This window comes from [Clostridium] hylemonae DSM 15053 (assembly GCF_008281175.1).
Taxonomy (GTDB): Bacteria; Bacillota; Clostridia; order Lachnospirales; family Lachnospiraceae; genus Extibacter; species Extibacter hylemonae.
Genome location: NZ_CP036524.1, coordinates 2,439,316 through 2,458,192 on the forward strand (window position 1 = coordinate 2,439,316; position 18,877 = coordinate 2,458,192).

At 47.6% G+C, this 18,877-nt stretch carries 23 protein-coding genes; 6 read left to right on the plus strand and 17 right to left on the minus strand.

Going from position 1 to position 18,877, the window contains the following annotated elements; translation table 11 throughout:
• Nucleotides 1-75: 75 nt before the first annotated feature.
• Genes LAJLEIBI_RS11320 through LAJLEIBI_RS11335 form a run of 4 tightly spaced genes read left to right on the plus strand, consistent with a single transcriptional unit; the run spans nt 76 to nt 3,954 of the window.
• A complete protein-coding gene (locus LAJLEIBI_RS11320) occupies nt 76-1,122 on the plus strand; it encodes an iron-siderophore ABC transporter substrate-binding protein (RefSeq protein ID WP_006442187.1) in 1,047 nt (348 codons plus the stop codon).
• Nucleotides 1,119-2,111, plus strand: coding sequence for a FecCD family ABC transporter permease (locus LAJLEIBI_RS11325; RefSeq protein WP_006442188.1), 993 nt, complete (start codon nt 1,119-1,121; stop codon nt 2,109-2,111). Before LAJLEIBI_RS11320 ends, LAJLEIBI_RS11325 begins: the two co-directional genes overlap by 4 nt.
• Nucleotides 2,108-3,145: a FecCD family ABC transporter permease gene (locus tag LAJLEIBI_RS11330; RefSeq protein ID WP_006442189.1), complete on the plus strand. Its 1,038-nt coding sequence runs from the start codon at nt 2,108-2,110 to the stop codon at nt 3,143-3,145. Before LAJLEIBI_RS11325 ends, LAJLEIBI_RS11330 begins: the two co-directional genes overlap by 4 nt.
• Complete coding sequence (locus LAJLEIBI_RS11335; protein ID WP_006442190.1) at nt 3,142-3,954, plus strand: ABC transporter ATP-binding protein; 813 nt, start codon at nt 3,142-3,144, stop codon at nt 3,952-3,954. The genes LAJLEIBI_RS11330 and LAJLEIBI_RS11335 overlap by 4 nt, the downstream gene beginning before the upstream one ends.
• Here LAJLEIBI_RS11335 and LAJLEIBI_RS11340 read toward each other — a convergent pair.
• The 8 genes from LAJLEIBI_RS11340 to LAJLEIBI_RS11375 form a co-directional block, all read right to left on the minus strand.
• Nucleotides 3,946-4,962, minus strand: a complete 1,017-nt coding sequence (locus tag LAJLEIBI_RS11340) for a helix-turn-helix domain-containing protein (protein ID WP_006442191.1) — start codon at nt 4,960-4,962, stop codon at nt 3,946-3,948. The two genes, LAJLEIBI_RS11335 and LAJLEIBI_RS11340, sit on opposite strands and share 9 nt — an antisense overlap.
• Nucleotides 4,943-6,331, minus strand: coding sequence for an MATE family efflux transporter (locus tag LAJLEIBI_RS11345; RefSeq protein ID WP_006442192.1), 1,389 nt, complete (start codon nt 6,329-6,331; stop codon nt 4,943-4,945). The genes LAJLEIBI_RS11340 and LAJLEIBI_RS11345 overlap by 20 nt, the downstream gene beginning before the upstream one ends.
• Before the next feature lie 108 nt (nt 6,332-6,439).
• Nucleotides 6,440-7,000 carry a TetR/AcrR family transcriptional regulator gene (locus tag LAJLEIBI_RS11350; protein WP_006442193.1) on the minus strand — a complete coding sequence of 187 codons (561 nt, stop codon included), beginning with the start codon at nt 6,998-7,000 and terminating at the stop codon, nt 6,440-6,442.
• 90 nt (nt 7,001-7,090) lie between these two features.
• Nucleotides 7,091-8,092 carry a DnaJ C-terminal domain-containing protein gene (locus tag LAJLEIBI_RS11355; RefSeq protein WP_006442194.1) on the minus strand — a complete coding sequence of 334 codons (1,002 nt, stop codon included), beginning with the start codon at nt 8,090-8,092 and terminating at the stop codon, nt 7,091-7,093.
• A gap of 171 nt (nt 8,093-8,263) precedes the next feature.
• A complete protein-coding gene (locus LAJLEIBI_RS11360; protein WP_006442196.1) occupies nt 8,264-8,623 on the minus strand; it encodes a hypothetical protein in 360 nt (119 codons plus the stop codon).
• A 174-nt stretch (nt 8,624-8,797) separates the two neighbouring features.
• A complete protein-coding gene (locus tag LAJLEIBI_RS11365) occupies nt 8,798-9,397 on the minus strand; it encodes a DNA-3-methyladenine glycosylase I (RefSeq protein ID WP_040435378.1) in 600 nt (199 codons plus the stop codon).
• A 34-nt stretch (nt 9,398-9,431) separates the two neighbouring features.
• Entirely contained in the window at nt 9,432-10,487 is a 1,056-nt protein-coding gene (gene rsmH / locus LAJLEIBI_RS11370) for a 16S rRNA (cytosine(1402)-N(4))-methyltransferase RsmH (protein ID WP_006442199.1), read from the minus strand.
• A 199-nt stretch (nt 10,488-10,686) separates the two neighbouring features.
• A complete protein-coding gene (locus LAJLEIBI_RS11375) occupies nt 10,687-10,974 on the minus strand; it encodes a hypothetical protein (RefSeq protein ID WP_006442200.1) in 288 nt (95 codons plus the stop codon).
• Between the two features lie 231 nt (nt 10,975-11,205).
• On the opposite strand from LAJLEIBI_RS11375, the gene LAJLEIBI_RS18095 reads away from it, so the two are divergent.
• Together LAJLEIBI_RS18095 and LAJLEIBI_RS11380 are read left to right on the plus strand one after the other, a co-directional pair.
• Nucleotides 11,206-11,376: a hypothetical protein gene (locus LAJLEIBI_RS18095; protein WP_006442202.1), complete on the plus strand. Its 171-nt coding sequence runs from the start codon at nt 11,206-11,208 to the stop codon at nt 11,374-11,376.
• A gap of 166 nt (nt 11,377-11,542) precedes the next feature.
• The gene (locus tag LAJLEIBI_RS11380; RefSeq protein ID WP_006442204.1) at nt 11,543-12,538 is read left to right on the plus strand and encodes an SPL family radical SAM protein; all 996 of its coding nucleotides are present in this window, start codon (nt 11,543-11,545) and stop codon (nt 12,536-12,538) included.
• 233 nt (nt 12,539-12,771) lie between these two features.
• Here the strand turns inward: LAJLEIBI_RS11380 and LAJLEIBI_RS11385 are convergent, their stop codons facing one another.
• From LAJLEIBI_RS11385 to LAJLEIBI_RS11425, 9 genes are all read right to left on the minus strand, one after another.
• Nucleotides 12,772-13,194, minus strand: a complete 423-nt coding sequence (locus LAJLEIBI_RS11385) for a cupin domain-containing protein (RefSeq protein WP_006442206.1) — start codon at nt 13,192-13,194, stop codon at nt 12,772-12,774.
• Nucleotides 13,195-13,394: 200 nt separating this feature from the next.
• A complete protein-coding gene (locus LAJLEIBI_RS11390) occupies nt 13,395-14,510 on the minus strand; it encodes a metallophosphoesterase (protein ID WP_147570436.1) in 1,116 nt (371 codons plus the stop codon).
• Between the two features lie 66 nt (nt 14,511-14,576).
• On the minus strand, nt 14,577-14,978 hold the full coding sequence (locus LAJLEIBI_RS11395; RefSeq protein ID WP_167534341.1) for a GNAT family N-acetyltransferase: 402 nt from the start codon (nt 14,976-14,978) through the stop codon (nt 14,577-14,579).
• A gap of 174 nt (nt 14,979-15,152) precedes the next feature.
• Complete coding sequence (locus LAJLEIBI_RS11400) at nt 15,153-15,707, minus strand: nitroreductase (RefSeq protein WP_006442209.1); 555 nt, start codon at nt 15,705-15,707, stop codon at nt 15,153-15,155.
• Nucleotides 15,708-15,774: 67 nt separating this feature from the next.
• Nucleotides 15,775-16,311 carry a TetR/AcrR family transcriptional regulator gene (locus LAJLEIBI_RS11405; RefSeq protein WP_050765473.1) on the minus strand — a complete coding sequence of 179 codons (537 nt, stop codon included), beginning with the start codon at nt 16,309-16,311 and terminating at the stop codon, nt 15,775-15,777.
• A gap of 118 nt (nt 16,312-16,429) precedes the next feature.
• Complete coding sequence (locus LAJLEIBI_RS11410; protein ID WP_147570437.1) at nt 16,430-16,609, minus strand: hypothetical protein; 180 nt, start codon at nt 16,607-16,609, stop codon at nt 16,430-16,432.
• Between the two features lie 32 nt (nt 16,610-16,641).
• A complete protein-coding gene (locus LAJLEIBI_RS11415; protein ID WP_006442211.1) occupies nt 16,642-17,421 on the minus strand; it encodes a DUF5677 domain-containing protein in 780 nt (259 codons plus the stop codon).
• A 114-nt stretch (nt 17,422-17,535) separates the two neighbouring features.
• A complete protein-coding gene (locus LAJLEIBI_RS11420; protein ID WP_040435384.1) occupies nt 17,536-18,429 on the minus strand; it encodes a Fic family protein in 894 nt (297 codons plus the stop codon).
• A gap of 78 nt (nt 18,430-18,507) precedes the next feature.
• Nucleotides 18,508-18,858 (minus strand): hypothetical protein, encoded by a 351-nt coding sequence (locus LAJLEIBI_RS11425; RefSeq protein WP_147570438.1) that lies wholly within the window; start codon nt 18,856-18,858, stop codon nt 18,508-18,510.
• Nucleotides 18,859-18,877 lie beyond the last annotated feature (19 nt).

The window sequence follows — 18,877 nt, forward strand, 5'->3', positions numbered from 1 at the left end:
TGACACGCTGCAGGCCGTGTGATATTTTATTTGTTGGTTAGCTGTAGCTAACTAATTCAATGCCTGGAGGATATTATGAAAACAAAAAAATGGATATCAATACTATTAGGCGCAGCCCTGTCCGCATTTGTCCTGGCCGGATGCGGCGGCAGCGGCGCACAGACTCCCGCCGGTGAGAGCGATGCCAAAGAGACAGCCGGCTCAAAAGGAGACTACCCGCTCGTCATCTCTCACGCCTTCGGTGAGACAGTTATCGAAAGCAGGCCGGAGAACATTGTTACGATCGGCTGGGAGAATCAGGACACACCGCTGGCACTCGGTGTTGTTCCCACAGGTGTATCTGCGGCCAATTACGGCAAAGTGACAGAACATGGCCTGCACCCGTGGACCGACGAAGCATTTGAGACCCTCGGTGAAAAGGCTCCCGTCGTGTTCGACGATATCGACGGACTTGACTATGAAGCGATAAGCGATGCAAAACCGGATGTCATACTTGCTGCATATTCCGGGATCACCGAAGAAGAATACAACCTGCTCAGCGCTATCGCTCCTGTCGTGGCGTATCCCGGGACTCCATGGCAGACGTACTGGCGCGACCAGACGATCCTCAATGCCGAGGGCATGGGCATGAAAAAGGAAGGCGAGGCTAAAGTCGCTGAAGTGGATGCTCTCATTAAAGATAAAACAGAGGAATATCCTGAGCTGGCAGGGACAAAGACTGCGTTTTTCTGGATCAGCCCTGATGACTTCAGTACATTTTACGTATATCTGCCATCTGACCCAAGAGCAGCCTATCTGACAGACCTTGGACTTACGTTTCCCGACAGTGTACTTAAGATGGCCGGGGACACCGAAGACTTCTCTGTGACACTGAGCAGAGAAAACAGCGATGTGCTCAGTGACGTAGAGATGATGGTCGTGTACGGTGACGAGACACTTCTTGAAGCGCTTCAGGAAGATGCACTGATGTCCCGGATACCGGCTGTCAAAAACGGGGCCGTCGCTCTTGTAGACAGTGCTTCTTCACTGGCAGGCGCCTGCACCCCTTCCATTCTGTCCATTCCGGCCGAGATCGATGAATATCTCCGTCTCTTGTCTGAGGCGCACGGTAAGATAAAGTGAGACGGCTGAAAACAATACTCGTAAGCCTGGCCTGCATCTTTTTTCTGCTGCTATGTATACTTGCATCCATAACCTGCGGGGCCAGATCCGTAGGTTTTGAAAATATTGCCGGTGCATTGTCCGGTTCAGATGCCCACGAGGCCCATGTCATCGCCGCGCGGATCCCCCGCACGGTGTTCGGCGTTCTGGCAGGCGCGGCGCTTGCGGTATCCGGCGCGCTCATGCAGGCCGTCACCCGCAATCCGATCGCAGACCCGAGTATCCTCGGTGTCAATACAGGAGCTTCCCTCTTCGTTGTGTGCGGAATCGCATTCTTTCATATCAACACCGGAAGCCAGTATATCTGGCTGGCTTTCACCGGAGCCTCAGCGACTGCCGTCTTCGTCTACGGTCTGGCCTCCTTCGGATACGGAGGGGCCACGCCGCTTAAACTGGCGCTGGCCGGAGCCGCGGCGGGCACCGCGCTGCAGTCGCTCGTGAATACGGTAATGCTGCCGCGCACTCAAGTGATGGATCAGTTTCGGTTCTGGCAGACCGGAAGCATCAGCGGCGCCTCCTGGAGCGATATCCGGCTCATACTTCCTTATCTGGCCGCCGGTTTTATCCTCAGCCTGCTGCTGGCGCCTTCCCTGAACACACTGGCGCTGGGTGATGATACCGCCGCCGGTCTCGGTCTTCACGTCACACGCACCCGTGCACTGGCTGCGCTCGCCGGCGTCCTGCTCTGCGCAGCGTCCACTGCACTGGCAGGGCCGATCGGTTTCATCGGACTTATGATCCCGCATCTGATGCGGCTGCTTCTCGGCCCGGATATGCGGAAGATACTGCCTCTGTCCGCCGTAGGCGGAAGCTGCCTCCTGCTTCTGGCAGATGTGGCCGGCCGCATACTCGGGCGGCCCGGGGAGCTGGAATCCGGCATTGTCACGGCACTGGCAGGCGCGCCCGTATTTATACTCATCATCAGAAAGGTAAAGGTTCGTTCCTTATGAAATCATCTGACTACAACACAGCCGCCTCAGGCTGCAGAAGACGGAGAAAACAGTATATAAGCGCTGCTGCCGCTCTGCTCCTTCTTATGTTTCTGCTGGCAGTCTTTATGATGACTTATGGAAATACAGTCTATACGCCCGGCACGGTCATAAGCGTTCTTATGGGGAATCATATAAAAGGCGCTTCTTTTACGCTCCTTACGCTCAGGCTCCCACGGCTGCTTGCGGCCATACTGTGCGGCGCCGCCTTCGGCATGGCCGGAAACACCTTCCAGAAGCTGCTCGGAAATCCGCTGGCAAGCCCTGATATTATCGGTGTCTCCTCCGGCGCGAGCACGGCTGCCGTATTTGGAAGTCTTGTACTCGGCTTAAGTGGAAATGCAGTTTCCTTTCTGGCTGTGGCCTTCGGACTCCTCGTCTCAATGCTCCTCTATGTTCTCTCCCGGAACGGAGGGTTCTCAGGAGGAAGGCTCATATTGACCGGTATCGGAATGCAGGCATTCCTGAACGCCGCCATATCCTGGATGCTGCTGCGCGCTTCCGAATATGACGTGCCCGGCGCGCTGCGCTGGCTCAGCGGAAGCCTCAACGGCATAGGCATGGATCGGATCCCCGGACTGGCTGCGGCTGTCCTGACAGCCGGCACTGCTGTTCTTCTCCTGAGCCGGTATCTCATGATACTGGAGCTCGGTGAAGCCTATGCCATCACCCTCGGTGTGAGGATCGGCCTTATCCGGCTGCTCCTCATTCTGTTCTCACTGCTGCTCATCGCTTTTGCCACAGCAGTCACCGGCCCCATCGCCTCCGTCGCTTTTCTTTCCGGCCCTGTCGCCGCAAGAATCTCGGGGAGCAGCGGAAGCAACACGGCAGTCTCAGCCTTAACCGGCTCTGTCCTCGTACTGGCCTCCGACCTCGCGGGACAGTTCGCCCTGCCTTCCAGATATCCGGCCGGAGTGATCACCGGTATACTCGGCGCGCCGTATCTGCTGTTTTTACTGCTTCGCATGAATCGGAAAGGAGAAAATGCATTATGAATACCCACCTGCTCTCGGCAGACAAAGTTACGGCCGGTTACGACGGCCGGGCTGTCTTAAGCGATGTTGATCTGACCGTCCCTGAACACAAGATCAGCGTCATTATCGGCGCTAACGGCTGTGGGAAGTCCACGCTTCTTAAAACATTTGCCCGGCTTATCAAACCCCGAGACGGCCATATCCTGCTGGATGAGAAGACGCTTTCGTCCTATCCGCCCCGCAGGGCCGCCCAGATCATGGGGCTTCTTCCCCAGTCTCCCGCCGTTCCGGACGGTATCAAAGTGGCTGACCTTGTCGCACGGGGCCGTTTTCCCTACCGCCGTCTCTTAAAAAGCATGACGGCAGAAGACTTCAGAGCGGTGGAGGAGGCCATGGACATAATGGGCATCACCAGCCTGGCGGACCGAAGCGTCGATGAGTTGTCAGGCGGCCAGCGCCAGCGGGTCTGGATCGCCCTCGCTCTGGCGCAGCAGACAGACATTTTAATGCTGGACGAACCTACCACTTTTCTGGATATTTCCTACCAGGTGGAGATACTTGACCTGCTTACTGATCTTAACCGCAGACGCCGGACTACTATCATCATGGTCCTGCACGATATCAACCTGTCCGCACGTTACGCAGATCATCTCTTTGCCATGAAGGGCGGCACTCTGACCGCCTGCGGAACTCCGCAGGAAATAATCACTCCCGGACTGATGAGGGAACTTTACGGACTGGAATGTATCGTTATGAAGGATCCGGTATCCGGTACACCGTTTATCGTTCCAAAAGGCAGACATCACAGCGGGACGGCCGCGTTATCTTAAATTGTCCGGAGACTGCACCCGGAACTGTCCGGGTGTAAGCCCGCACCATTTTCTGAACATATTGATGAACGCCGCCTGGCTCTGGTATCCGATCCTTTCCGATATCTCACCGACTGAAAGCGCTGTATCCTGCAGCAGCTCCACAGCTTCATTCATCCGTACATTGTTGGCATGATCCCAGATTGTCTGCTGATATAATTCTTTGAACCCGGCCTTCAGCTTCTGCTCACTGATGCCGAGTTTCCGGCTCAGTTCATATATCGTAACAAAGGAGGCCGCATCCTGTTCGATCCGCTTATGTGCAAGCACTACCTTTCTGAAATCCTCACCTGTCATTTTGATCTTCCGCTTCCCAACCTTTATATATTTTGCAAATGACTGTCCCTTACTGCAAAATCTCTCTCTGTTGTCCGGATGCAGAAGAAGAGCTATAAACTCAAGACATATGGACAAGTGGAGAGGCCCTGTCATCTTTCCTTCTCTGAGAAGCTTCTCCATACGCCTGATCAGGCTCTGCATCTCCTGTGTCAGATGGATATAGCGGATATTTTCTTCCAGAAAAGAAAGTGCGTTCTCCCCGGCTCCGATAAAAGGAAACAGCACCGACTTCAGATAAACCATCTCCACAGACACCTCAACTCCTTTAAACCGCTGTCCTTTCTTCCAGCAGTTCACTCCCCCGGAGGACTTTTCTACTGCCAGAAAAACTGAAGGAACGGAACCGGCCTCCAGCCGGTTCTCCACAAGAGAATACGTTATTCCCTCATAGATGATTCCAAAATGCAGATACTCCGTACGATACTGGTATTCAGCAAGAAAATCTGACGGTACGGTATAGCAGCCTGCCGACGACTGTATCTTATCCAACGCCCCATAGCTGTATATAACTCCATTCCCGGGGCTCTCCCACACCGTCCACGCTTCTTTCGGCTCTGTTTTTTGAAGACCGATCTGACGGTAGAAAAGCTCCTGGTATTCCTCCGGCGTCTCAGCGCTGTAATAGTTCATTTTCCCGCTCCCCTTTCCCCGCCTCTTTTTCAAGACCAAGCCTGCTGTCCGTCGTTACCGCAAAACAGACCGTGACGACGGCCGCGATCAAGTCGGCGGCGGGCTGAGCCCATATGAGTCCGTCTATCCCAAACACACGCGGCAGAATCAATATGAGCGGTATGAAGAAAACACCCTGCCTGCCGAGGCTTAATATACTTCCAATCATGCTCCTGCCTGCGGAAAGATACAAAGACGCGTACACCATCTGAAGTCCGAATGTGCAAAAAGTCACGGCATTGACAGTAAGTACCCGGCTGCCAAACGAAATCATATCCGCGTCAGAACCGAAAAGCCGTATGACCTGTTCTGAAAGAATGACACATAAACCGCCTGCCGCGATGCAGAATACGCTGGACCAGGTCAGGCTCAGGCGTATGGCGCTCTTCACACGCCTGTACTGCTTTGCTCCGTAATTATATCCTGTAAAGGGCTGAAATCCTTTCATGAATCCAAATACCACATAGGTTCCTACCATAAGTACCTTGCTGACCGCTCCCACCGCCGCCACCGCATAATCTCCGTACTGCTTTGCCGCCATGTTGGCAAGCCCGAGGGAAACACTGGAAAAAAGCTGGAAGGCAAGTACCGGGATCCCAATCTTCAACACCTCACCGTATAGGTGACGGCTCCACGTGAATTTTTTTACAGAGAGTCTCAGCACTCCCTTTTTCCTTGTAAGATAGACAACATAGAACGCCAGATTAATGCACAGAGAAAGCACCGTAGCCGCCGCAGCACCCTCGATCCCCCAGTTCAGTCCATATATGAAGACCGGATCCAGTATCACATTGACAACGCTTCCGCTTAGCATGGCGGCCATCGTCACCCGCACCGCCCCCTGTGCCGTCAGTATATTATTCATGGATACGGTAAACACATTGAGGATGGAACCTGTGACATATATTCTGGCGTAGGCTCTCGCATAAGGCAGGATCGTCTCTGTCGCCCCGAGCGCTTTGAGCACTCCATCCAGATCACAGAGGATTCCTGCTATAATGACAGCTCCCACCGCCACTCCTGAAATAAGCGCGGTAGATGCCGCTCTATCGGCCTGTTGATATTCTTCACTTCCAAGCAGACGCGAAATGTAGGAAGACGCGCCGGCGCCGAACATCATTCCCAGTCCGATCACAAGCTGCACGATCGGAAATACAACTGATACCGCCCCCATCTGGCTCATACCAAGCCCGCCGACAAAATATGCGTCAATGGCATTGTACAGAGCGGAAATCAACATTCCGGCCATTGTAGGTATGCCAAGCTTCAGCAGCGCCTTTGACACCTTCTCCTGTCCAAGCAGTTTCATTTTAGTTTTGTTTTCATTCATTGTTATAACCTCCTGGTCTTTATTTTATTTATCTGAACAGGTTTTCTTCCTGTGCAAACCTATATTGAACATATATTCAATATTGTTCAATAAAAAAAGGAACCGGCTTTATAAGCCGATTCCATATAAATACATCTGTATCAATTTTTCCATTGTGAGCAGCGCATGCTCTTTCTCATTGCAGTGATACATAACCTGTAACAGTCCTTCCACAAAATTGTCTACGACAATATGAATATAGGTCTCGTCGTATTTTCCGTTGTGCTGCATCAGACACTTTAAATGTTGTTCTATCTCCAGAATAAAGTTTTCTTTTTCATTCGAGAACTTGGTGTTCCCGCTCTTATCCATCAATATGATGAACTCTTTCCTGTGCTCCAGCAGATTTCTGATGCAGTCCATCTCTCTTTTATTCAGCCGTTCAAACGTCCCACTGTGCCGTCCTGCTCCCTCTATGAGAACAGATTTCCAGTTGTAGCGCACCGGCCGGAGCACTTCCTCAAAGAGAACCTCTTTACCCGGATAATAAGAGTAGATAAGTCCTGTCGGGATACGGGCACGTCCGGCGATGCTGCGCATGACTGCTCCCGTGAAGCCTTTTTCATAAAACTCTTCAAGCGCCGACTGTAAAATCTTTTCACGGATATCCTCTTTTAAGACTTGTGCCATATTCCATATCTCCTATATTGAACTACAGTTCAATATTATACCCATTCCCCAATTCTGTCAACTTGAAACTTTACTTTTTATTTATGCTGTTCAGGCCGCACTGTTCTTTTTTCTGCCGCGGCTGCCGCTTTTGCATGCCTCCTCATACTCTTTCAGCTTTTGCTCTGCCTCTCCTGTCAAATGCTTCGGAACTTCGATCTGTACGGTCACATACTGGTCTCCGTGCACATCAGGATCTTTCATAGATACGATCCCCTTTCCTCTTAGGCGTATCTTTGTGCCGGACTGCGTGCCTTCCCGAATCTTGCAGAGTACCTCGCCATAGAGTGTCCGCACGCGCACTTCTCCTCCGAATACAGCGGTCGTAAACGGTATCGATGCCGTCGTGTACACATCCTGTCCCTTCCGCTCAAAACCGTATTTCTCTCCCACCGTCACTTTCAGAAGCAGATCACCGCCTTCTCCGCCATTCACGCCCGGCATTCCCTTTCCTCGAAGCCGGATGCTCTTGCCGCTCTCGATGCCCGCAGGTATGTGTACCTGAAGGGACTGTACGGAACCGTCCGCCCTCTCCATATTCTGAAAGCTGATGATCTTGTCACAGCCAAACACAGCCTCGTCAAAACTCACCGAGACCTCCGCACGCACATCCTGCCCTTTTCTCCGGTACCGGGAACGTCCAAATCCTCCACCAAAACGCTGATACTCAGCGTCATCTGCTTTACCGCCACGGAATAAGTCTCCAAAGATATCTCCGAAGATGTCGTCCATATTGCCGCCCTCAAAATGATACTCCTGATATGTGCCGCCTGTACCGGCAGCACCGCCCGTACGCCCTCCGGCACCTGCTCCTGCGCCGCTGCCGTCAAATGCGGCATGGCCGAATTGGTCATACAGTTTTCGTTTCTCAGGGTCACTTAATATAGTATACGCCTCCGTCACTTCCTTAAATTGCTGTTCTGCCTGTGCATCACCGGCATTTGTGTCCGGATGATACTTTTTCACCAGCTTCCTGTATGCCTTTTTTATCTCAGCTTCCTCTGCATTTTTATGGATTCCGAGAATATCGTAATAATCTCTTTTTACCGCCATTGTTATCACCTCACTGCTCTATACAAAGATTCATTTTATATATTCCAATTGTTCTATATGTAATATAACACTTATTTTCTTTCAAGTCAACTTTTTTTACAGAGACAGGTACGTACAATGTCACAAGAAAAGACAGGGAATACCTCCCTGTCTTTTCTTGTGACATGTGTGTTATTTGAGAAGGAGCTCCTTCTTTTCAAGAATCGCCTCACAGGCGGCGCAGGCCGGACAATCACAGTATTTTGCGCCCTTTGCTTTGATATCTCTGGCGTGCGCAGCCACATTTTTGGCCGTATCCGCTCCGAAGACCGCCGCGCCGGCTTCTGACTCCGCAAAACCGATCAAACCGTCGACAGGCATAATATCTTCTTCCAGTTCTGCGATAAACTTTTCTGTCTCCGCCGCCTCCTGGTCCGTTCCGACTGCATCCAGCCATTTCACGGCTGCTTCTTTTGCCTCGGCGCTGCACGTCGCCGCATCTTTTAATTCATTTGCCTTTTCCACCACATAGTTCAATACTTCTTTTTCCATAATGAATCCCTTCTTTCCTCTGTAATTTACTTCTATTCTACCATATTTATCCTGAAAAGTATAAAATTTATAGTATATCGGGCAAAAGGCCGGAGATAAAGTTTTACTGCTTTACTGCCGCTGCTATGGGATCCCGCACCGGCCCACAGCCTGAATACAGACCAAAAACATCTGTCATTCTTTATTCCTTCTTTTATATACAAACGGATAGTGTTCTGCTATGTACTTATAGCGGAAGCACTCTTTCACATGGTCATTGATGATACCGCACGCCTGGAGATGAGAGTACACGGTGACAGAGCCCAGGTACTTGAAACCACGCCTTCTCAAGTCCCCGCTCACTTTGTCGGACAGCCCGTTTCTTGCGGGCTGCTCCCCTCTTTCGTGTCTGTTATAAAAAATAGTCTTTCCGCCGGCAAATCTCCAGAGATATTCGCTGAAAGATCCGTACTCCTGCTGTATTTTGAGAAAACATCCGGCATTGTGGATAACTGCTTCTATTTTCCGCCTGGATCTTATCATCCCATCCGCCTCGAGAATCCTCCGGATATCCCCCTCACCATAAGACGCAACTTTCTCATAGTCAAACCCGTCAAAGCATTTGCAAAAAATCTCCCGTTTCTGTATCATCATGTTCCAGTTCAGCCCGCACTGCATCACTTCCATCATCAGAAACTCAAACTGCTTTCTGTCATCATAGAGTGGAATTCCCCACTCTTCATCGTGGTATTTTATCATCGCGTCATTGCACAGACACCATTTACAACGCTCCATCTCTTCCCCCCTTCTGACTGCCTTTCCCATCAGACTACTGCTCCGCCCGGACAGCCCAGCGCATTTTCGTTGAGCGGGCGCGCCCGTTCTGCCTGCACTCCTCCTGCGACGGCCGGATGACCTCCTTTGATATCTCACTGTAAACGCCTGACTTTGCAAACTGCTTAAATGACTTTTTCACGAGCCGGTCCTCGCCTGAGTGGAACGTCAATATAGCCACCCGGCCGCCCGGGGCAAGTACATCCGGCAGCTTTTCCAGAAAAGAATATAATGCTTCAAATTCACTGTTCACATCGATCCGAAGCGCCTGGAAGGTCCGCTGGCTCGACTTCTTTACGGCTTCTTTCCGGTCTTTCTCAGGGAGAAAAGCAAGCGCTTCTTCTATTGTCTTATAAAGCTGTGTCGTCGTCTCGATCTCCCCGCCCTTCCGGATCTTTTCTGTGACTGCTTCCGCGATCTCGGCCCCGTATGGCTCATCTGAGTTCTCCCGCAGCATGCCCTCCAGTTCTTCCTTTGTAATGTCACGCAGCCTCTCTGCCGCGCTGATCCCCTTCTGCGGATTCATGCGCAGATCAAGAGGGCCTTCTGCCTTATATGTGAATCCCCTGTCCGGATTATCGATCTGCATGGAGGAGACACCCAGATCTGCCAGCACAAAATCAAATAAACCTGCCTCCCGGGACACTTGATCGATCTTGGCAAAATTCTGCAGCTTTACCGTGAGAATGTCCGGGCCGTATCCGAGCTTTTCCAGCCTCTTGGCCGTCCGGACAGACTCGATCGGGTCCACGTCCAGCGCATATATATGGCCCTGCCCCTTCAGGCATTCCAGCATCTTTGACGTATGCCCGCCATAACCGAGCGTAGCATCAAGCCCTCTCTGCCCGGGCCGGATCTGGAGGAATTCCAGAATCTCTTTTACGCAGATAGAAATATGCATTCCAGCCGGAGTGCTGCCTTTTTGGATGACTCTGGATACCGTCTTGGCATACTTTTCCGGCTGATGCTCTTTATATTTTTCTTCAAATCTCTTTGGATACGCGCCGGAATATCTCACCCGGCGTTTATGCTTCTTCTCTCGATCTTCCATTTTGGTCTTCCTTTGCTATTTACTGATAATAATGTCAGTTTCAGTTTATTTCTTTCTATATGCAATGTCAATGACTTATCGGCGATAATGGACAGGGCAACGCGAAAAAGTACCGGTCAGTATTCTCCTGGCCGGTACTTTACATTGTATCTTCTGCTCCGCAGATATCCGCAGTGCATATGCCTTGTGCCACTGACGCTCACTCCTTTGTCAGATCAAACTGCTTCAGAATCTCATAGGCATCTATCATCCCTGCAATATAAGAATTTACACGGTAGTCATATTCTGTCTCTTCCTTTCTGGAGATCAAGGTGTTGACTGCTGCCCTCTGGTCTGCTGTCAACTCCAACTTTCTGACTGCAATAAATGCCTCTTTTTCTTCTTCAAGCCTTTTCTGAAAATCCGCGTCGTTTTTAAGCAATTCATCTAACGTCCGGTTCTTCATACTGTCGGCGGCCAGTTTCAACAGAGCTTTTATATTACTCATATGACTCTCCTTTGGTCTGTTTATGATTCTATATCTTCATTATATTATGCCGTCATTTAGCCGTCAATATAATTTTAAACGCCGCCGTACACACTGCACACTTTATTTTTTCCCGGCAGAAAAACAGGAAGCCCAAATTACATTTTGCGCCGTCATGTTGACGTCAACCGAGAATATTGCCGTCAGTCAGACGGTATAATAATGGCATATTCTTACTGGAGGTCTCATATTATGCCATCTGATGTTATCAAATTTACGGTTAGAACCGACGCTGATTTAATGAAACGATTTCGTTATATCGCTGAATACAACGCACGTTCTGCCAATCGGGAATTAGAAGTCTTAATGAAAAGATATATAGCTGAGTTTGAAAAGAAGCACGGAAAGATAGACTTGGAATAAAGAGAAGGGATTACTGTAATCTATGGTAATCTCTTTTATTTTACAGCTGCTCTTCCTGATCATATTCCTGTAAATACTGCTGCGTCTCATAAAAATAACGGATCATGTACACACTATAGTTATCAAAAGAAGAAATTGGTCTTCACAACAGAACAGAGAGGGAATTATGAAATTTGACGCAGTTTACTATGAACCGGACAGTCTTTCCTATGAACTTGGAAAACAGCTTAAAACAAAATTTGCGGATTTACCATGGATCCCTGTAGACAGCCATAATTCTATAAAAGAAATGCGGGAAAAAGAGAATTCCGAGTTCGGAAAAATGAAACGTAATCTGATCATCGGCATCAGAAAGACACATAAGTATGTGGAGAATCACAAGGTTTCCGACTACCTCGTCCCCTATACATCTTCAGGCTGTACAGCCATGTGTCTGTACTGCTATCTCGTATGCAACTATAATAAATGTGCCTATCTGCGCCTGTTTGTCAACCGGGAGCAAATGCTGGACCGTCTCATTAAAAAGGGGGCCGCCAGCGATAAACCTCTTACGTTTGAGATCGGCAGCAACAGTGATCTCGTGCTGGAAAATACAATAACCGGTAATCTCCAATACACGATTTCCCGGTTTACAGAGGAAGGCACCGGCAGCCTGACATTTCCCACAAAATTTGATATGGTAGACAGCCTGCTTAACCTGCCCCACAGAGGAAAGGTGATCTTCCGCATGAGCGTCAATCCTCAGCCCATCATTAACCGCGTTGAATTGGGAACTTCCGATCTGAACAGCCGTATAAAGGCGGTCAACAGCATGTGCGAGGCCGGTTACCCGTGCGGGCTTTTGATCGCGCCTGTCATATTGACGGACGGGTGGAAAGCAATGTATACGGAGCTGCTTGAGCAGCTTCGCGCCGGACTGACCAAAAAAATGCAGAAACAGATGTTTCTGGAGATAATCATGATGACTTATTCCTATATACACCGCGCTATCAACAGCGAGGCTTTTCCAAATGCGCCGGATCTGTATGACCGCCAGCTTATGACCGGACGCGGAAGGGGCCGGTATTGTTATAAGCCGGAGGCAAGGGCTGAGGCAGAGGAATATCTGCGCTCAGAAGTAAAAAGGGTGCTTGGGGATGTGAAGATACTGTATATAAGCTGATATATGTAGCTGCAGATGTCCCGGGGATCGCACATCACAGCCGAACAGCATTCAGTTTGTTCTTTCTGTTTCAACGGGCGGTACTCACAACAGGCTGTTCTTTCTTATCACTTGTGATATTTTTCAGCCAGCCATACTATAATACAGAACGTTTTGCCCATTCTGTCCTCCAGATATTCTTTTAATTCAGGCCTTACCTCTGCCTTCACTTCTGCTTTGGCCTCATCAATCCATCATTTTAATTTTCCATACTCTTCGTCCGGGACAGCTTCGCACCATTTTGTGGAACCATTCTCTGCCGGAACTTCTATTGCCAAGTGTGTAAACCAACTGTCCGGTGCCGCGCCATGCCAGTGCTTCACACCTGCCGGAATGTGAACTACATCTCCCGGCTGAAGCTTTCTTGGCTCCTTCCCCCATTCCTGATAATAACCGCTTCCTGCAGTACAAAGAAGCATCTGCCCGCCGTTCTGATCTGCATGGTGGATATGCCAGTTATTACGGCAGCCAGGTTCAAAAGTTACATTCCCTATCACTACCTGCTCTGTAGAAATCATGTTCAGATAGCTCTGTCCTACAAAGTATTTGGAAAACGCATCATTTTTCTCCCCCATAGGGAATACCATCTGTTCTGTTACTTCCTGTTTTGTACTCATATTTTTCTCTCCCTCCTACTGTTCGTAAGTTCCTTTATATACTACAACTTGAAGTTAGGTTCAAGTCAACAACTATTCCACCTCTTCTAAAAGTACGGCGAAAAAAAGTGCCCTGCCCTCTCAGGCATGACACTTTCTCTGCTCCTAACTTTTATGTACATCTATATTATGCTTCTGACATCAACAGTTGGTATTGTCTTTTATTTTTCTGATTTTATGTCTATCACGACATATTCACATTTTTCCTGTGTACGGACAGGAAATCCCCATCCGGTAGCGCCGGAGGATACGATCAAAGTGCATCCCTCCTTCTCATATTTTCCATAGTTCGGTTCAAGAAACCAGTCTGTAAAATAGCCTGCCGGAAATATCTGCCCTGCATGGGTATGTCCGGACAGCTGCAGATCCACACCGAGCTTTGCATTTTCTTTTGTCTCAACAGGCTGATGGTCCGCCGTTATAATAAACCTGTCTCTGTCTGTACCTTTTAATAAGTCTTTTGCGGCGGCCCGCCCTGACATTGCAGACACATCGTTTCTGCCGGCCAGAACTATCTCTTCTCCGACTGGAACCCAGCTGTCACACAAAATAGTGATCCCATTAGATTCTATTGCCTTCTGCAGCTCCTGTACGGTATAGGTGCGTGTTCCTAACGCCGCATCTGCATAATACTGCCGGTCGTGATTTCCGTACACATAGTAAGTGCCGAAGGTACTCTTAAGCCCGCCCAATACATGAAAGACCTCTTCCATAGATTTTTTTGATGTGCCCTCCTCTACAATATCTCCGCCCAGCACGATCAGATCCGGCTCCCACGCATTCATTTCCTCTATTTTGCTCTTCAATACATCCGGATTCTGAACCGTATCATAGTGAGTATCCGTAATCAAAATCACTCGATAGTCCGATTGAATCTTATCTGTGGAAATGGTATATTCCGTTGGAACAATTTGTCCCATATTGTAGGCTCCATAGCCAAGAATCAAACATGTGAGAAAAACAGGAACAAGGCCGCTGCGGTAAATTCTGCGGGCGATCCGGAACCATCTTTCTTCCCTGTGCTTTCTCCCCGCGCGCCGTAACACAAAAGCGCCTACATCCATCAGAAAGAACAGAACCATCAAGTGCAGGGCAATGAGAATCGTCATTCTCCACAACAAACACAATAATGCCACAACCAATACAACTCCAGCCCGCAGCAGCCGGATGTTCCGGTTCTTTACACAGACTCCGAAGAGCGACAGCCATCTGCCTGCCAGCCAATACAGTCCGGATGCCAGTACCAGCAGCATCCCTCCTAAAACTAATATAACCACAGCATTTTTGCCCCCTTTTCCCCAGCTTTGTAATCACCTGTGACACAGCGGACGAAATTACGCTGTCTAAGATTTCCTTCTGAACATCTCTTTGCGAAGATCCCGAAAATCCTCTGCCGTAAATCCTTCCTCTGTGGACATGATTTCATATCTGACACTTCTTATCTTTATATATTGCTTTGTTTCGTAAAATCCATTCCGCTTATAAAATGCTATGCGCCGGCGTCTCTGTTCTGCATTTTCAGCACTGTCATCCGGTTCCTCCACCTCAAGGATCACAGGCCTGTCAGGATATTTCTTTTTCACATATGCTAATATCCGTGAACCATAACCCTTACTTCTCATATTATCATCGACTGCAAGATACATAAGCCAAACACCCTTTTCCCGCACAATGCTATATAAAAAGCCACAAAATTGCTTCCCGTCATAGTACGCCAGCCCGTCAAAAATGTTTAATACAGCCAATATCTGTAAAATTCCGGCAGGGAATCGTTCCTCTTTCGGAAAAGCCCGTTTATACAGAGCCTTGATTTTCTTATAATCCGGCAAATTTCTGTGAATTTTCTTTACAGTCAACTTCATGTTCTACCTCTGTTCTCCATTTACTCACATATAAGCAGTTATCGATATATTCTCGCTTTACAGATAGAATACTCGGTTCGGCTTAATCTCGGTCTTTTCTTTTTCTGCAGCCGCATGGCCCAGAATGCAGAAGCCGATACCTTCAACGTCGTCTGTAATACCGCATTTTTCCAGAATCTTCTTTCCTTCCTCAGTGTCAAAAACCTCTTTTGCGCGGTGAATCCAGCGGCTGTCGATTCCCATGCTCCAGGCGGCATTCATCAGATTGCCCATCGCAAGACTGCCGTCGTAAATATATGTACCGCCTTTTTTGTCTGCGACAACAGCGATCACATCTCTGGCGCCATAGAACGGATCTGCCGGGAAATTTTCAGCCATCGCAGGATTTATCTTTGACATCGCTTCCTTTGCAATAGCCGCATTCAGGCCTGAAAGCCGCTTTACGGTCTCATCATCCTGTACAGCGATCAGGCGGACACACTGGCTGTTCATGCCGGAAGGGGCGTTCAAGCCTGCCTCAATAATCTCGTCAAGCTCCTCACGTGAAATATGTTCCGGCTTAAAATCGGAACAGCTCTTACGGGTAACAATGTTTTTTACAGTTTCATTCATGACAGATCCTCCTTAATATTTAAGAATTATGAATCAAAAGGATTAACCTTATGATCTTATTATCGCCCTACAATGTTACGAACAGCCCCCGGATCATATCAGTAAAAACTTTTTGGATGATTTCCGGACATTCCTGGTCATACTTCAAATTCATATGAAACAGACTGGTCAGCACTGCCTCCAGCCGGATATCATTTTCCCTGCTGACTTCCAACGGACAGGATTCATAAATCTTCTTCCGCAGCAGTCTGATCAGACACGGTTTGGACAGTGACATGTCCCGGTGCTTAAATAGACGGCGGCAGTGGGCAATCTTCTGATGGACGGTATTGCGCAGTTTCTTCAGAAACAGCTCCGGCTGTGAGATAAAAAGCGGGAAATAATCAATGGACGCAATAAATTCATCAAAAAATGCCTGTATCAGCTTATCGTAAAGATCGTCGATGTTCTGAAAATGGAGATAAAAAGTTCCCGTGTTGATCTTGGCTCTGCGCGAAAGTTCCCTGACTGTTATCTTTTCAGCCGGCAGTTCATCCAGCATATCCAGAAAAGACGACTCTACGGCTTCCATTGTTTTTATAACTCTCAGATCATTTTCATTCATTACTTTCTCTCCTGCTCTGCTAAAGATTCGTAAAAGACCTGCTTTGCTCTGTTTAAAATTAATAGATACGTGTTTATTATTTAACTTATGTTTATTATATTGCGGGAATATTTTTCTGTCAATCTCTTCTTTTATGAAGAAAGCGCCATACCCTCTCAGGTACGGCACTTTCTTCACTTATAACTTTTATATCCTTTACTGCCCGTGCTGATGCTTCCGAAGTTAGTTGCTGATAAACCCTCTTTGCATATTCCCCTATATAATAATTTCTTCTATATGCATTATGGAGATTTCTCAACTGTTGCTTCCTAGACTTGTCTCCTTATTACTTTAGTTAAATTCAATTTCCCACTCTATCATTGCATCCCAAAAAATCTGTTTTTGCTTCCAATAAGACTGATCCTCTATATCATCTAATAACTCCTCAAAACTTCTCTGGAGATATAGTACAAAATTCGTTAACAAATTTATATATGAATGCACAAAAGTAAACCTGTAAACTTTATTAATAGCATTTACTCCATGCGAAAAATCACATAGCCACCTATAATCATTATATATACTTTTATCAATATATTCACATAAGTCAAAGAACGTTGGTTTCTTCTTCTTTATTATTTCAGAAGTCCAGCCATAAGCAGAATTCAAATCACATTCAGCAGATATATCACTTTCATGATATAACTCGTCTATATCGATCTGAAACTGTTCATACTTATCAACTCTCCCAGTCAATTTTTTCATCAGATTGCTAGTAGATGTCATAGAGGACAAAAACCATTTCTTCCATAATTTTTCTTCTTTATATCTTTTAATAAAACATGCACATACATAATTTTCTACAATACATCTTTGCATCATCGCAAAAGATATAAAACTTCCTATTTGAGCATTATTATAGGCTTCCTTTGCATAAGTTACGATATTTCGAGCCCATATAATGCAGCACCCCTCATAAGTGTCAAAATTACCACCTGACATCGGAATATTTGCCTCAATAGATACGATTAGCTCATATACTAATTTTAATAACTTTTTTTCTTCGTAAACCAATTCTAAATTTGATTCTTCAAAAAAAATATTTACATCCTCTGGTATATATCTTTTCATTTTCTTCCTTCCTGTGGACAAAGGATTTATACTACATGGCAAAAAACCATCTTCCTATTCGTCGTTTAAACCCAAATACTCTGAAACAAACATTACCACACTCCCATTGTATTTTTATTCTTCCAACATTACGAGGCAACTATCTAAGCGGTCATTCACATATCCTGCAAATAACTTTTCCATTGCTCCTAAATTATGTTTTACATGGTATTCATCAAAAGCATTGTAATACACAATCCTATCTGTGAATTTAATATCAATCGGCGGATATCCGGCTTTCATTAATTCTAAATTTACAAGCAAACGCCCTGTGCGGCCATTACCGTCAATAAAGGGATGAATACCTTCAAATTCAATATGAAACCGTGCAAGCCGGGGAATAATATGCTCTTTACTATTGTTATAGAACTCCAACAACTGCTCCATCTTTGGTTTAATAAGATACGGCTGCGCAGGCTCATGCTTTGCCCCCATAATTCTTACTGGAACCCTTCTATAAACACCGCAGTCATCCTTTTTATCAGCCAGCACCAGATAATGAATTTGCTTTATAACACGCTCCGACAATGGTTCCTGATCTTTCACGAAGTCCCGCACAAGATCAAAAGCTTCTTTATGTCCAATTGCTTCCATGTGATCCTTCAATGGCTTCTGGCCAATAGTCAGACCGCGCAGCACCATATCGGTTTCACGCAACGTCAGCGTATTTCCCTCAATGGCATTGGAATTATAGGTATACTCCACCACAAATTCCTCTGTCAGCCGTTCAACCTCTCCCTCCGTCAAAGGGCGTCTGGAATCCAATTCTGTTTTCTTCCTGTCAATACTTTCAAGCAGATTTTCTACGGACTTATAGCGTCCGTCTTCCGGCTTCCCAGCCTTTGCCGGAATCCTCCAACTGCGCCCCTCACGGATAACGCCTGGAATTTTACCTTCTGAACATAGGATTCGTACTCGTCTATCTGAAATGCCCCATTTCTCTGAGGCCTGTTTTACGGATATATACATCATTCTACACCTCACTTTAAACAATAGTATACCCTGTTTTCGGAATAATAGCAACACCACCGGAATAATACTTTTCCCCTATCGGAATAATGCAAAAAAATCCGGAGGATACAACTTTCTCCTCCGGATAAATATTATGGCCACCTTTGGGACGTTTGATTTATAATAGTTCCGGTCGGTGGTCGTCCACGTACCCCCGTCGGTCTGCCCGGTTATTGTCAGGTTGATAATCGCGCTGTACGGCTGCATGGTCCGGTTATAGACCGCCTCTTCCAAAGAAGCGTAGTTATTCAGGCACACCGTTGCTCTTTGACTGTCCCTTCCGCCGTTCTGCCCCGGCCCGGACCGGCTCACCTCCACCGTGGCGGAAAGCTCTGTGAGCAGACCCAGCGCGTTCTCGTTTTGGGCGCATCGGCAATGGCATGTCAAAGCGCAAACTGGAATAGTG